Below are 13,900 nucleotides of genomic sequence, written 5' to 3'. Positions count from 1 at the left end.
CGACCCGGCCTCGCTCGCCGGCCCGCGCCTCCTCTTCTTCTTCCCCACCCGCACGCAGCACCCGTCCCCCTCGAAAGGACACCCCATGACCCACGGTTTCTCGACCCGCGCGATCCACGCCGGCCAGGAGTTCGACCCCACGACCGGCGCGGTCGTGCCGCCCATCTACCAGTCGTCCACCTTCGTGCAGGACGGCATCGGCGGGTTCCGCGGCGGCTACGAGTACGCCCGCTCGGCGAACCCGACCCGCGACTCGCTGCAGACCCTGCTCGCCGACCTCGAGGGCGGCAGCGCGGCGTTCAGCTTCGCCTCGGGGCTGTCGGCCGAGGACGCCCTGCTGCGCTCGGTCCTGGCACCCGGTTCGCGCATCGTCATGGGCAACGACGTCTACGGCGGCACGCACCGCCTCGTCGACCGGGTCTGGGTGCCGTGGGGCGTCACGCTCGACACGGTCGAGATGAGCGACCTCGACGCCGTGCGCGCAGCCGTGCAGGCCGCACCGACCGCCGTGCTGTGGGTCGAGACGCCGAGCAACCCGCTGATGAAGATCAGCGACATCGCGGCGCTCGCCGAGATCGGTCACGCGGCCGGCGCCGTCGTCGTGGTCGACAACACCTTCGCCTCGCCCTACCTGCAGCAGCCGCTCTCGCTCGGGGCCGACGCGGTCGTGCACTCGACGACGAAGTACATCGGCGGGCACTCCGACGTCGTCGGCGGGGCGGTCGTCGTGGCCGACGACGAGCTCGCCTCGAAGGTCGGCTTCGTGCAGTTCGGCGTCGGTGCCGTCTCGGCGCCGATGGAGGCCTGGCTGACGGTCCGCGGCGTCAAGACCCTCGGCGTCCGGGTCGACCGCCACTCGTCCAACGCGCTCGCGATCGCCCGGGCCCTCGAGGGCCACCCGGCCGTCGAGCGCGTCTACTACCCGGGGCTCGAGTCGCACCCGGGGCACGAGCTCGCCGCGCGGCAGATGCGCGCGTTCGGCGGCATGCTCTCGGTGCAGCTCGCCGCGGGTGCGGCGGCGGCCCGGCGCTTCGCCGAGTCGACCGAGATCTTCCAGCTGGCCGAGTCGCTCGGCGGCGTCGAGTCGCTGATCGGCTACCCGAGCGAGATGACCCACGCCTCGGTGCGCGGCACCGAGCTCGAGGTGCCCGACACGATCGTCCGGCTGTCGGTCGGCATCGAGGACGTCGACGACCTGCTCGGCGACGTCACGCAGGCGCTCTCGCGCCTCGACGCCTAGGCGTCTCGCGACACGACCCGGGGAGGCGCGGTGCAGGGGAGTCCCGCACCGCGCCTCCGTCGTCCGTCACCTCGGAGGCGCGGGTCAGAGTCCGGCTTCGACGGCGGCGCTCACGGCGTTCGGCCCACCGAGCACGACCACGCCGTCGGGGCGGAGCGACGTCAGGGCCGCGCGGACGCTCGCGGGCACAACGGCCGACCCCGTGAGCAGGACGGGCCCGGCCAGCCGTCCCGCCGTCGACGCACCGGCGAGGGCGTCGGGGAAGTTCGAGCCCGTGGCGAGGAACGCGACGTCGGCCCCGCGCGGGTAGCCGGCGGCGGCGATGGCGGCCGAGGTGGCGAACCGGTCGTCGCCCGAGAGCCGCGAGGTCGGGGCGATGGCCTTCAGTTGGGCGACGACGGAGTCCCCGACGGCGGCGACGCCGCCGAGCACGACGATGCGGGCCGGGGCGAGCCGCTTCAGCTCGATCGCGACGGACGCCGGGAGGGCGCCGGGCCCGGTGAGCAGCATCGGGCCCTTGTCGGGACCACCGGCCAGGGCCGCGCCCGACAGGGCGTCGGGGAAGTCGAGCCCCGTCGCGACGTAGGCCGTGCCGCCGCGCCCCTCCGGGAACGTCGCAAGCGAGATCTGGGCCGAGGTGTCGAACCGATCCACGCCCGAGACGCGGGTGGCGCCGCCGGTCGCTATCTGGGCGAGCTGCTGACGGACGGCCTCGGACACGGCGGCGGCGCCCCCCAGCACGACGATGCGTTGCGGACGGAAAGCGACGAGTTGCGCGCGGGTCGCGTCGGGCAGGGTGTCGGGGGAGGTCAGCAGGACCGGGGCGCCTCGGTAGCCGGCGGCCGCGCCTCCGGCCAGGGCGTCGGGATAGGTGCTGCGCGACGCGACGTACACCAGGGGGACCGAGGCCTTGGTCGGGGCGTCGCCGTCGACGACGACCGGAGGCGTGAACGCGCTCGCGGCGATCGACGCCGCGGTGGCGTAGGCGTCCGCCCCCGCCAGGCGGCCCACGGCCGGTGCGGTCGGGCGGGTCAGGGCCGCCAGGTCGGCCTCGGTGCCGTTGAAGACGTCCTGGTCCCCGGGGTAGGGCGAGTCCTCGGTGCGGGACCACTGCCAGAACGTCCAGGTCGCGAAGGAGGAGGTCGGGGGAGCGACGGGGATGTTCGTCGTCGCCGACGGGTAGTACGCGACGAAGAGCCGGTCCTTCGGGAACGCCGTGCTGTCGCCCGTGCACGAGCTCCAGAAGTCCTGGTTGGTGTAGATGATCGGTTGGACGCCCTGCTGGGCCACCACCGTGCCGATCCACGCCTGTATCCACGTGACCATCTCGGACTGCGACAGCCCCCAGCAGCGTCCGCCCTGCTTCGACGGGTTGGTCGACACCTCGACGTCGAGGACGGGGGGCAGCGTGCCCGGGGTCCAGGCGGGGGTGGAGTCGAGGAAGAACTGCGCCTGCGGTGCCCCCGACGAGTAGAAGGGCAGCGCGTAGTGGTAGAAGCCGGCGGTCAGCCCGGCCGCCCGGGCGCCGGAGAACTGGGCCGACCGGTAGCGGTTCGTGCTGCCGGTGGGGTTGCCGTTCGTGTACGTGCCGGGCACGCCCTCGGAGGCCTTGACGATCGTGAACCGGGCACCGGCGGCGCGGGCCGCGGCGAAGTCGGGGGCGGGTTGGAAGGCGCTGACGTCGAACCCGGGGACGCCCCGGGGCGGTGAGACGGCCGCCGAGCGCGACGTCGAGTCGGCCGGGTCACCGGTGGCGTCCAGCGACGCGCCCATCTCGTGATCGGAGGCGGCGTCCTGTCGCTCGAGCGACGGAGACGAGGTCGGGTCCGGCTCGGACGGGGCGGCGACGGCCGCCGCAGTCGAACCGGCTCCGACGACGACCCCGAGGACGATCGCGAGGCCGAGGGCCCGGACGGCACCGGGTCGGCGAGATGACGTGGACATGAGCGAGCCCCCCTGCAGACGGCGACGCCCCTCGCCGCCTGACGCGATCCTAGGGCGAGCGTGCGTCGCCCGGTGCTCGGCCTAGGCTGGCGGCATGTCCGACGCCGCCGTGAGCACCCGCCCCGAGGGAGTGCTCAGCAGCCGGTATCGCCTGGCCACGCTCGGCATGTGCGCCCTGATCGGCATCGCCGCGTTCGAGTCGCTGGCGGTCACGACGATCATGCCGATCATCAGTCGCGAGCTCGACGGCGAGGCGCTCTACTCGCTCAGCTTCGCCGCCCCGCTCGCCTCGGGACTCGTGGGCATGGTGGTCGCCGGCAACTGGGCCGACCGCAGCGGTCCCCGCGTCGTCGTCATCGCCTCGATGCTGATGTTCGCCGTCGGCCTGCTCGTGGTCGGCACGGCGCCCGACATGGTGGTGTTGCTGCTCGGCCGTCTCGTGCAGGGCGTCGGCTCGGGTGCGGTCATCGTCGGGCTGTACGTCATGGTCGCTCGGCTCTACCCGCCGGGCCTCCACCCCTCGATCTTCGCCGGCTTCGCGGCCGCGTGGGTGGTGCCCGGGCTCGTCGGGCCGCTCGTCGCCGGCGTCGTGGCCGAGACGGTGGGTTGGCACTGGGTCTTCCTCGGCGCCCTCGCCCTCGCGGTGCCCGCCTTCTTCGCGATCCTGCCGAGCCTGCGTCGCGTCCCGCCGCCCGAGGTGGCCGAGGGGGCGCAGCGCGTCGCCTGGAGCGTCGGGCGCATCCTCTGGTCGGTCGGCGCCGCGATCGGCGTGCTGGCGCTCAACCTCGTCTCGGAGTTCCCGACCTGGCTCACCGTCGTCGTCATCGTGGTGGCGGTCGTCGTGCTCGCCGTGGCCCTCCGGCCGCTGTTGCCCCGGGGCACGCTGCGGGCGGCCCCCGGGCTACCGACGCTCGTGCTGCTGCGCGGGCTGGTCGGGGCGGCGTTCCTCGGCAGCGAGGTCTACATCCCCTACATGCTCTCGGCCGAATACGACTTCAGCGCCTCGGCGTCGGGGGTCACCCTGACCCTCGGCGCGCTGGGCTGGGCGTTCGCCAGCTGGGTGCAGGGTCGACTCGGCGACCGGGTGCGTCAGCGCACGGGCATCCGGGTGGGCATCGTCCTCGTGCTGGTGGGCGTCGTCGTCGCCGCCCTCACCCCGCTCTTCCACCTGCCCCCGGTCTTCTTGATCGCCACCTGGGCCGTCGCCGGGTTCGGAATGGGGTTCATGTACCCGCGCTTCTCGGTGCTCGTGCTGGCCCTGTCGCCCGAGGCCGAGCGCGGGTTCAACAGCTCGGCGCTCACCATCGCCGATTCGACCGGGTCCGCCGTCGCGCTGGCCCTGACCGGGGCGGCGTTCGGGCTGCTGGGCGGGGCGTCGAACCCGGTCGCGTTCGTCGCCTGCTTCGCCGTGGGCACCGGCGTCGCCGTGCTCGCCCTCGCGCTCAGCGGCCGGGCGGTGCCCCGAGGACGCTGACCGCGCCTCCCGCCGGATGAATGCATAATGGTCTCCGGACGACGATGTGTACGGTCACATCGCGCGGTCACAGAGCGACGGAGCGACGGTGAAGCCTGACATCGACAAGGTGCGTGCTCCCAACATCCGCGACGTCGCCGCCCTCGCCGGGGTGTCGTACCAGACCGTCTCGCGCGTCCTCAACGACAGTCCGAGCATCCGGCCGACGACCCGGCAGAAGGTGCTCGACGTCATCGACCAGATCGGCTACCGGCCGAACCAGGCCGCGCGAGCCCTGGTCACGAGCCGCTCGAAGGCCATCGGCGTGCTCACCCTGCAGAACGTGCACTTCGGCCCGCAGACCATCGTCAACGCGATCGAGTTCGAGGCCCGCACCGCGGGTTACCGGCTCAGCATCGCGAGCACGACCACGGCGTCCGACGACGTCCGGGCGAGCCTGCAGCTGCTCACGAACCAGGCGGTCGAGGCGATCATCGTCATCGCCCCGCAGCGCAAGTTCTTCGACGTCATCGACGAACTCGACCTCGACGTGCCGATCGTGGCCCTCGACTCGACCCAGCGGGCCCGCGCCCACAGCCTGTCGGTCGACCAGTTCGAGGGCGCCCGGCTCGCCACCCGGCACCTCATCGACCTCGGCCACCGGCACATCGTCCACGTCGCCGGCCCGCAGGACTGGATCGAGGCCGACGAACGCATGCAGGGGTTCCTGTTCGAGATGGGAGAGGCCGACCTGTCGATCGAGCCGCCCATTCTCGGCGACCTGACGGCCGATTTCGGCTACGTCGCGGGTCAAGAACTGTTGCGCCGCCGCGACTTCACGGCGGTGTTCTCGGCCAACGACCTGATGGCGGTGGGCCTCTTGCACGCGTTCCGCGAGGCCGACGTCGACGTGCCGCGCGAGGTCAGCGTCGTCGGCTTCGACGACTCGCCGACCGCGCCGCACCTGTGGCCCCCGCTCACGACGGTCCGGCAGGACTTCGCGCTGATCGGTCGCCGGGCCGTCGAGCTGGTGGTGGCCGAGCTCGAGGGCGGCACCGTCGTCGACCGCACCCTGATCCCCCCGGAGCTCGTCGTGCGCGGGTCGACCTCGCGCCCCTGGTTCCTCTGACCGGCCCGCGGGAACCGCGACGTCGGGGCGGTCAGGAGGCGCGGCGGGCGTCGCGCGGACCGGCTTCGTAACAGATCCGCAACGGCATTTGACACGACCCCCTCTCAGGATTAGCTTTGCTCCAGTCGCGGTGTGAACGGTCACATTCAGCGGGCCGGGCAACGAACGCCGGTTCCGCGCTCAGGCCCCGCACGGCGACGACGAACAGCAGGATGCCCGCCGGAGCACGTCTCCGTCGGACGACGACGAGGTCGAAGGTCGAGGACGACGTGCCCAGTGCCGTGACGTCGAGCGCACAGCTCGCGAGCAGCCACACCCCCGGGGGTGCCCCACATGGGCGTTGATTCCCCCGTCATCCTCGAGATGCGCTCCATCACCAAGGAGTTCCCGGGCGTCAAGGCGCTCGACGACGTGTCGATGCAGGTCCGCGCCGGTGAGGTGCACGCCATCTGCGGCGAGAACGGCGCCGGCAAGTCCACGCTGATGAAGGTGCTCTCGGGGGTCTACCCCTTCGGCACCTACACCGGCGACATCGTCTACCAGGGCGACGAGATGCGCTTCCGCGACATCCGCTCGAGCGAGTCGCAGGGCATCGTGATCATCCACCAAGAGCTCGCGCTCATCCCCGAGCTCTCGATCACCGAGAACATCTTCCTCGGCAACGAGCCGACCCGCTTCGGTGCCATCGACTGGCGAGCCGCCAAGACGAAGGCCATCGACCTGCTCGCCCGCGTCGGCCTCCGCGACGACCCCGACACGGCCATCAAGAACCTCGGCGTCGGCAAGCAGCAGCTGGTCGAGATCGCCAAGGCGCTGAACAAGAACGTCAAGCTGCTCATCCTCGACGAGCCCACCGCGGCCCTGAACGAGGCCGACTCGCAGCACCTGCTCGACCTGATCCGCGGGCTCAAGGGCCGCGGCATCTCGTCGATCATGATCAGCCACAAGCTCAACGAGATCGAGGCGATCGCCGACTCGATCACGATCATCCGCGACGGACGCACGATCGAGACCCTCGACGTGAAGGCCGACGGCGTCAACGAGGACCGCATCATCCGCGGCATGGTCGGCCGCAACCTGGCCAGCCGGTTCCCCGACCGCACGCCGAAGATCGGCGAGGTCTTCTTCGAGGTCAAGGACTGGTGGGTGCGCCACCCGCAGACCGCCGAGCGGTTCGTCTGCAAGGGCTCGAACATCACGGTCCGCAAGGGTGAGATCGTGGGCCTCGCCGGCCTGATGGGTGCCGGTCGCACCGAGCTCGCGATGAGCATCTTCGGTCGCTCGTACGGGCAGTTCGTCTCGGGTGAGATCGTCAAGGACGGCGAGACGATCGAGATCAAGAACGTCTCGGACGCCATCGACAACGGTCTGGCCTACGTGTCGGAAGACCGCAAGGTCCTCGGCCTCAACCTGCTCGACGACATCAAGCGCTCGACCGTCGCCGCCAAGCTGACCAAGATCTCGAAGGCGTCCGTGGTCAACACCTACGAAGAGCACTCGATCGCCGAGGAGTACCGCAAGAGCCTCCGGGTCAAGACCCCCACGGTCGACGAGGGAGTCGCCAAGCTGTCGGGCGGCAACCAGCAGAAGGTCGTCCTGGCGAAGTGGATGTTCACCGACCCCGACCTGCTCATCCTCGACGAACCGACCCGCGGCATCGACGTGGGCGCCAAGTTCGAGATCTACAACATCATCAACCAGCTCGCGGCACAGGGCAAAGGCGTGATCGTCATCTCGTCCGAGCTGCCCGAGCTGCTGGGGCTCTCCGATCGCATCTACACGATCTTCGAGGGCACCGTCACGAACGAGATCGAGGCCTCAGAGGCCGACGCCGAGACGCTCATGCGATCCATGACCTCGAAGAAGAAGGAGCAAGCCGCATGAGTGGCATCAAAGACCTGAAGAAGGTGTTCGGCGGCAACACGTCGAACGCGCGCCAGTTCGGCATGATCGCGACCCTCGTCGTGGCCATCCTGATCTTCCAGGTGCTGACCGACGGGCTCACCCTGCAGCCCACCAACCTGATCGCCCTGGTCAGCCAGTACTCGTACATCCTGATCCTCGCCATCGGCATGGTGATGGTCATCGTGGCCGGCCACATCGACCTCTCGGTCGGCTCGGTCGCCGCCTTCAGCGGCATCGTCGTCGCCAAGGCGATGGACAGCTGGGGTCTGCCCTGGGGTGCGGCCATCCTGCTCGGCCTGGTCGTCGGCGTGGTCATCGGCGCCTGGCAGGGCTTCTGGGTCGCCTACGTCGGCGTCCCCGCCTTCATCGTCACGCTCGCCGGCATGCTGCTCTTCCGCGGTGCCAACCAGTTCGTGGGCAACGCCGACACCATCCCCGTGCCCGACGGCTTCACCGTGATCGGTGCCGGCTACCTGCCCGAGTTCGGGCCGAACACCGGCTACAACAACGCGACGCTGCTGCTCGGCCTCGTGATCATCGTCGCCGTGGTCTACAACGAGTTCCGCCTCCGTCGCATCCAGCAGAAGATGGGCTCCGAGCGGGCTCCGTTCTGGGTCAGCATCGTCAAGCTGGTCGTGCTCGTCGCCATCGTCGCGTACGCCGCCACGCTGTTCGCCGGCGGTCGGGTCGGCACGTCCTTCCCGATCTCGGGCATCATCCTCGGCGTGCTCGTGCTGGTCTACGGCTTCGTGACGCAGAACACGATCTTCGGTCGTCACATCTACGCGGTCGGCGGCAACTCGCACGCCGCCGAGCTGTCGGGCGTCAAGGCCAAGCGCATCAACTTCTTCGTCATGATGAACATGTCGGTGCTCGCCGCCCTGGCCGGCATGATCTACGTGGCCCGCGCCGGTGCCTCCGGCCCGCAGGACGGCCTGAACTGGGAGCTCGACGCCATCGCCTCGGTCTTCATCGGTGGTGCGGCCGTCGCCGGCGGCATCGGCACGGTGACCGGTTCGATCGTCGGTGGTTTCGTCATCGCCGTCCTGAACAACGGCCTGCAGCTGATGGGCGTCGGCTCCGACAAGGTGCAGATGATCAAGGGCCTCGTGCTGCTGATCGCCGTCGCCGTCGACGTCTACAACAAGAGCCAGGGTCGCCCCTCGATCACCGGGTTCCTCACCCGTGGCCTGCGCCGCGACAAGAACGGCATCGCCGCCTCCGACCTGACGCCCGGCAGCCAGAACGGCGTCGGCCGCGACGCCGAGACCACCGAGCCCGCCCTCACCCCGAACGGCGACATCTCGGACGTCCAGCGGCCCAAGGCCACCACGCCCAACTAGACCCACCACCCGGCGCGCCCGTCCATCGACGGGCGGACGCGCCTCCACCGGGAGTCCGCACCGCGGGCGACCACACGGCACCACCCCTCACAACGAGAAAGTAGACACAGCATGCGCAAACTCGCGCTGACGACCTTCGCGGTCGCCGCAGCAACGACGCTGATCCTGAGCGGCTGCTCGAACTCGGCCCGCACCGACGCGGGTTCGGGCGACGCGGCCTCGGGCTTCGAGTCCGGCTCGACGATCGGCGTGGCCCTGCCCGCCAAGACGAGCGAGAACTGGGTCCTCGCCGGTGACCTCTTCACCAGCGACCTGACCGACGCCGGCTTCAAGCCCGACGTGCAGTACGCAGCGGCCAGCGGCACCGTCGCCAACCAGCAGGACGAGATCCAGTCCATGGTCACCAAGGGTGCCAAGGTCATCATCATCGGCGCCGCCGACGGTGGCCAGCTCGGCACCCAGGTCAAGGCCGCCCACGACGCCGGCGCCGTGGTCATCGCCTACGACCGCCTCATCCTCAACACGGACGACGTCGACTACTACGTCGCGTACGACAACTACAAGGTCGGCGAGCTGCAGGGTCAGGCCCTGCTCGACGGCATGGCCGCCAAGAAGGCCGACGGCCCGTACAACATCGAGCTGTTCTCCGGCTCGTCCGACGACGCCAACTCGAAGGTCTTCTTCGACGGCGCGATGAGCGTCCTGCAGCCGAAGATCGACGACGGCACCCTCGTCGTCGCCTCGGGTCAGACCGACATCAAGCAGACGGCGACCGACGGCTGGAAGCCCGAGAACGCCCAGCGCCGCATGGACTCGCTGCTCACCAGCACCTACGGTGACAAGGAGCTCGACGGCGTCCTCAGCCCGAACGACACCCTCGCCCGCGCCATCATCACCTCGGTGAAGCAGGCCGGCAAGGACATCCCGGTCGTCACCGGTCAGGACTCCGAGGTCGAGTCGGTCAAGTCGATCATGGCCGGCGAGCAGTACTCCACCATCAACAAGGACACCCGCAACCTCGTGAAGCAGGCCGTCGCGATGGTCACCTCGCTGAGCAAGGGCGACAAGGCCGAGACGAACGACGACGAGTCGTACGACAACGGCAACAAGATCGTCCCCGCCTACCTGCTGCCGCCCCAGATCGTGACGAAGGAGAACGCCGCCGAGGCGTACGCCAACGACACGACCCTCGAGCCGCTCACCAAGTAAGCACCCCGCTGCCGCTCGGCGGCATTGGCACCGGTCGGGCACCCCACCAGGGGTGCCCGGCCGTCGTCGTCGCGGGCGTCGTCGCCACCGCCGGGTATCGTGCCTGCGTGGGCACCGACCGAGCAGCGCAGGAGGCGCGGGTCGCGTCCGCGACGCCCGTCACCGTCGAGCTGCTGCTCGCCTCGCCCCGCTCCCGCTACGTGGGCCGCCCCGCCGACGGCCCGGCCCCGGCTCCGGCCACGGGGTCAGAGCTCCACGACGCCGTCACCGTGCGCGCCCACCTCGGCATCGTGGGCGACCGCTACTTCAACGCCCCCGCGCACCGGGGCGCCTCGGTCACCCTGTTCGCCGCCGAGCAGCTCGAGCACGTGGCCCGCGAGCTCGGCCTGCCGGAGGGCACGGTGCTCGACGCGGCACTCACCCGCCGCAACGTGGTCGTCCGCGGCGTCGACGTCGACGCGCTGGTCGGGCACGAGTTCGACCTCGACACCGGCGACGGGCCCGTCGCGTTCCGCGCGAACCGGGCGGCCAACCCGTGCGCCTGGATGGACGTCGTCTTCGGGGCCGGCGCCTTCCGCGCGCTGAGGGGCCGCGGGGGAGTGCGCTGCGAGCCCCTCACCGACGGGGTGCTGCGCGTGGGGCCGGGACTGCTGCGCGCCTCCTAGGCGAGCCGTCGACCCGGCGGTCGGCCGTGGGTCAGCCCCACCAGGGGGGCAGCATGAGGTTCATCGTGTCGAGCAGTGCACGGCGGCTCGTGCGCTTGCCCCCGAGCCAGGCCTCGATGGCGCCGACGAGCCCGTGCGCGAGGTGCCCGGCGGCGATGTGCACCGAGAGCCCCTCGGGCAGGCTGCCCGCGGGCAGGGAGTCGAGGTGCTGGACGCTGGACTCCTCGAAGTGACGGGCCAGGGCCTGGTGGATCGAGGCGTCGAGGGGGTCGGGCAACGCGAGGCGGTAGATCTCGCGGTACCGGACGACGTGGTCGACGACCTTCTCGATCGACCGCCGCGTGGCCTCGGGGCCGTCGGCCCGGCCCTCGAGGCGCAGGGCGTGGTCCTCGGCCCGGATCGCGTCGAGTTCGGGGGTGAGCACCGCGGTGAGCAGGCTGCCGGGTGAGGTCGCGTGGCTGTAGAACGTGGCGCGGTTGATGCCCGCGGCCCGGGTGACGTCGGCGACCGAGATGCTCGACACGGCCCGCGTCGAGGCGAGCTCGACGACGGCGGTGTGCAGTGCCTTCGTGGTCTGGACGATGCGCGCGTCGACCATGGACGTTCCTCCTCGGGGCTCGGGACGGGACGGTCGCGTCCGAGGCCAGGTCGAGCCTAGACCGGGGCGGGGTGCCGACAGGGGCACGGCACGGGGGACTGTCGGCCGGCCGCGCGAGCGGGATAGGCTGGGACGCGACGGGTGTCGTGCACCGATGCCGTCCCCCTCCCTCCTCCCACCCCCTCGAACCACGTGGTGGTCGTGCGCGTCGGCGCGATCGCATCGATTCGACCCGTGAGCCGGCCGGCCCGCCGGTGCCGCGCCCCGTCGCGTCCGCCGGACCGCGACCACCCCACCGTGACCCCCACCAGACAGGACCTGCCTCGTGACCACCGTCGTCCACCCGGGTGACTCCCTGACCCGTCGCCAGCGGCTCGTCTACGTCGTCGTGCTCGGCGCGCTCACCGCGCTGGGGCCGTTCACGATCGACCTCTACCTGCCGGCGTTCCCCGAGCTCAGCCGCGACTTCTCGGTCGACAGCGGGGTCATCCAGCTCACGTTGACCGCGACCACCATCGGCTTCGGGGTCGGGCAGCTGCTCGTCGGGCCGTGGAGCGACAAGGTCGGTCGGCGGACGCCCCTCATCGTGGCGACGGCCGTCCACATCCTCGCCAGCATCGGTGCGGCCAGCGCGCCGACCATCGAGCTGCTTGCGGTGTTCCGCGTGCTGCAGGGCATGGGCGCGGCCGCCGGTGGCGTCGTCGCCATGGCGACCGTGCGCGACCTGTTCGGCGGCCTGCCGCTCGTGCGCATGCTCTCCCGCCTCGCGCTGGTCAACGGGCTCGCCCCGATCGTGGCTCCCGTGATCGGGTCGCAGCTGCTCGCCTTCACCAGCTGGCGCGGCATCTTCGTCTTCTTGGTGGCGTACGGCGCGTTCGTGATCATCGCCGCGATCTTCCTGATCGTCGAGACCCTGCCCCCGGCCCGACGGGCGGAGGCCGGGCACAGCACCCTGCGGCAGCGCTACAAGGTGCTCTTCAGCGACCGCATCTTCGTCGGCGTCGCACTGATCGGCGCCATGGTCTTCTCGGGCCTGTTCTCGTACCTGTCGGCCTCGTCGTTCCTGTTCCAGGAGGTCTACGGGCTGAACGCGCAGCAGTACGGCTACCTGTTCGCGATCAACTCGCTCGGCATCGTCGCGGGCGTGCAGATCAGCTCGCGGCTGGCCCGTCGCGTGGGGCCGCAGTGGATCCTCGCCTGCTCGACCGTCGTGCTGCTGCTCGCGGCCGCGTCGATCGTCGTGCTCGACTCGCTCGGCGCCGGGCTCGTGGGCATCCTCGTGCCGCTGTGGTTCTTCATCGCGGCCTGCGGGTTCTCGTTCCCCCAGGTGCAGGTGCTCGGGCTCGCCCACCACGGCAAGGAGGCCGGGACGGCGGCGTCGCTGCTCGGCGCGCTGAACTTCGGCCTCGCGGGCCTCATCTCGCCGGTGGTCGGCTTCTTGGGCATCGGCTCGGCCGTGCCGATGGGCAGCGTGATGATCGCCACCTCGTGCGTGGCCATCGCGAGCCTGTGGCTGCTGGTGCGCCCCCGGACGGTGCCGGCGCTCGGTCGCTGACCCGCGCCTCCTCGGACGACGCGGGCGGACGCCGCGGTGTGACCGCGTGGTCGTCGGCCCGCGCCTCCCGGTACCGTCTGGGGATGCGCACCGACCCGCTCGCCCCCAAGCCCGCGTCCCCGACCGAAGAGCGGGTGGCGCGCCGCGTCCAGCGGCGGTGGTGGGTGTTCAGTGCCCTCGGGGCGATCGGGGTCGTGCTGCTGCTCGGTGTCGTCATCACGGCGCGCGCCGGCGTGATCGGGGTCGACGAGCGCTTCATGGGCGAGCTGGTGGAGCACCGCAGCCCGTTCTGGGACGTCCCGTCGTTGATCTTCAACTCGATCGGCGCCGGGGTGGTCGGGGTCTTCGTGGTGCCGCTCGGCGTCGCCGCGGTCTTCCTGCTGCGGCGTCGCCCCTGGGCCGCTCTGTACTGGATCGCGGCCTGCGCGGTCAGCGCGGGCGTCGTGCAGGTCGTCAAGCACACGTTCGGCCGGGCGCGTCCCGAGGACATCCTCGTGGTGAGCGACTACGGGTCGTTCCCCTCGGGGCACACCGCCAACGCCGCGACCCTGGCCGTCGTGCTCGGGGTGATCCTGCGGCGCGTCTGGGTGTGGGTCGCGGGCGTGGTCTACACGGTGCTCATGCTGCTGAGCCGCACCTACCTCGGCGCGCACTGGCTCACCGACACGATCGGCGGCCTGCTGATCGGCGCCGGCGTGGCCGTCGTGCTGTGGGCACCGGTGGCGCACCGGTTGCTCGCCGAGCAGGAGCGCGTCCGGGGTCGCGGCTGGATCTGGCAGGGCCGCAGCGCCTGACGCCGACGGGGGCCTCGTGCACGGCGTCGTCTGCCGGGGGTCCACGCGCCGGGGCGGGCGTGTTC

General features: G+C 71.1%; 11 protein-coding genes. 9 read left to right on the top strand and 2 right to left on the bottom strand.

The genetic code is table 11. The annotated features are described in order from the left end of the window. Nucleotides 1-85 precede the first annotated feature (85 nt). Nucleotides 86-1,240 carry a cystathionine gamma-synthase gene (locus tag ASG05_RS04465; RefSeq protein ID WP_056257741.1) on the top strand — a complete coding sequence of 385 codons (1,155 nt, stop codon included), beginning with the start codon at nt 86-88 and terminating at the stop codon, nt 1,238-1,240. An 84-nt stretch (nt 1,241-1,324) separates the two neighbouring features. Here ASG05_RS04465 and ASG05_RS04460 read toward each other — a convergent pair whose 3' ends face one another. Beyond that, complete coding sequence (locus ASG05_RS04460; protein WP_056257739.1) at nt 1,325-3,184, bottom strand: cell wall-binding repeat-containing protein; 1,860 nt, start codon at nt 3,182-3,184, stop codon at nt 1,325-1,327. A gap of 94 nt (nt 3,185-3,278) precedes the next feature. On the opposite strand from ASG05_RS04460, the gene ASG05_RS04455 reads away from it, so the two are divergent. From ASG05_RS04455 to ASG05_RS04430, 6 genes are all read left to right on the top strand, one after another. Further along, the gene (locus ASG05_RS04455; protein ID WP_157490049.1) at nt 3,279-4,658 is read left to right on the top strand and encodes an MFS transporter; all 1,380 of its coding nucleotides are present in this window, start codon (nt 3,279-3,281) and stop codon (nt 4,656-4,658) included. A gap of 88 nt (nt 4,659-4,746) precedes the next feature. Then, nucleotides 4,747-5,766 carry a LacI family DNA-binding transcriptional regulator gene (locus ASG05_RS04450; protein WP_235491383.1) on the top strand — a complete coding sequence of 340 codons (1,020 nt, stop codon included), beginning with the start codon at nt 4,747-4,749 and terminating at the stop codon, nt 5,764-5,766. Between the two features lie 333 nt (nt 5,767-6,099). Next, nucleotides 6,100-7,650 (top strand): multiple monosaccharide ABC transporter ATP-binding protein, encoded by a 1,551-nt coding sequence (gene mmsA, locus ASG05_RS04445; RefSeq protein WP_056258446.1) that lies wholly within the window; start codon nt 6,100-6,102, stop codon nt 7,648-7,650. 5 nt (nt 7,651-7,655) lie between these two features. Next, a complete protein-coding gene (gene mmsB, locus ASG05_RS04440; RefSeq protein WP_200936731.1) occupies nt 7,656-9,014 on the top strand; it encodes a multiple monosaccharide ABC transporter permease in 1,359 nt (452 codons plus the stop codon). A gap of 111 nt (nt 9,015-9,125) precedes the next feature. Further along, nucleotides 9,126-10,223, top strand: coding sequence for a sugar-binding protein (locus tag ASG05_RS04435; protein WP_056257736.1), 1,098 nt, complete (start codon nt 9,126-9,128; stop codon nt 10,221-10,223). Nucleotides 10,224-10,330: 107 nt separating this feature from the next. Beyond that, a complete protein-coding gene (locus ASG05_RS04430) occupies nt 10,331-10,888 on the top strand; it encodes an MOSC domain-containing protein (protein WP_056257734.1) in 558 nt (185 codons plus the stop codon). 31 nt (nt 10,889-10,919) lie between these two features. Here ASG05_RS04430 and ASG05_RS04425 read toward each other — a convergent pair whose 3' ends face one another. Then, the gene (locus ASG05_RS04425; RefSeq protein ID WP_056257730.1) at nt 10,920-11,486 is read right to left on the bottom strand and encodes a TetR/AcrR family transcriptional regulator; all 567 of its coding nucleotides are present in this window, start codon (nt 11,484-11,486) and stop codon (nt 10,920-10,922) included. 325 nt (nt 11,487-11,811) lie between these two features. On the opposite strand from ASG05_RS04425, the gene ASG05_RS04420 reads away from it, so the two are divergent. Both ASG05_RS04420 and ASG05_RS04415 read left to right on the top strand, forming a co-directional pair. Continuing rightward, a complete protein-coding gene (locus ASG05_RS04420; RefSeq protein WP_056257728.1) occupies nt 11,812-13,041 on the top strand; it encodes a multidrug effflux MFS transporter in 1,230 nt (409 codons plus the stop codon). 83 nt (nt 13,042-13,124) lie between these two features. Beyond that, nucleotides 13,125-13,835: a phosphatase PAP2 family protein gene (locus ASG05_RS04415; protein WP_082486453.1), complete on the top strand. Its 711-nt coding sequence runs from the start codon at nt 13,125-13,127 to the stop codon at nt 13,833-13,835. Nucleotides 13,836-13,900: the final 65 nt, after the last annotated feature.

The sequence above is a fragment of the Frigoribacterium sp. Leaf186 genome (genome assembly GCF_001423905.1).
In the GTDB taxonomy this organism is placed as follows: domain Bacteria; phylum Actinomycetota; class Actinomycetes; order Actinomycetales; family Microbacteriaceae; genus Frigoribacterium.
This window is presented reverse-complemented; position numbering and strand designations above follow the sequence as displayed.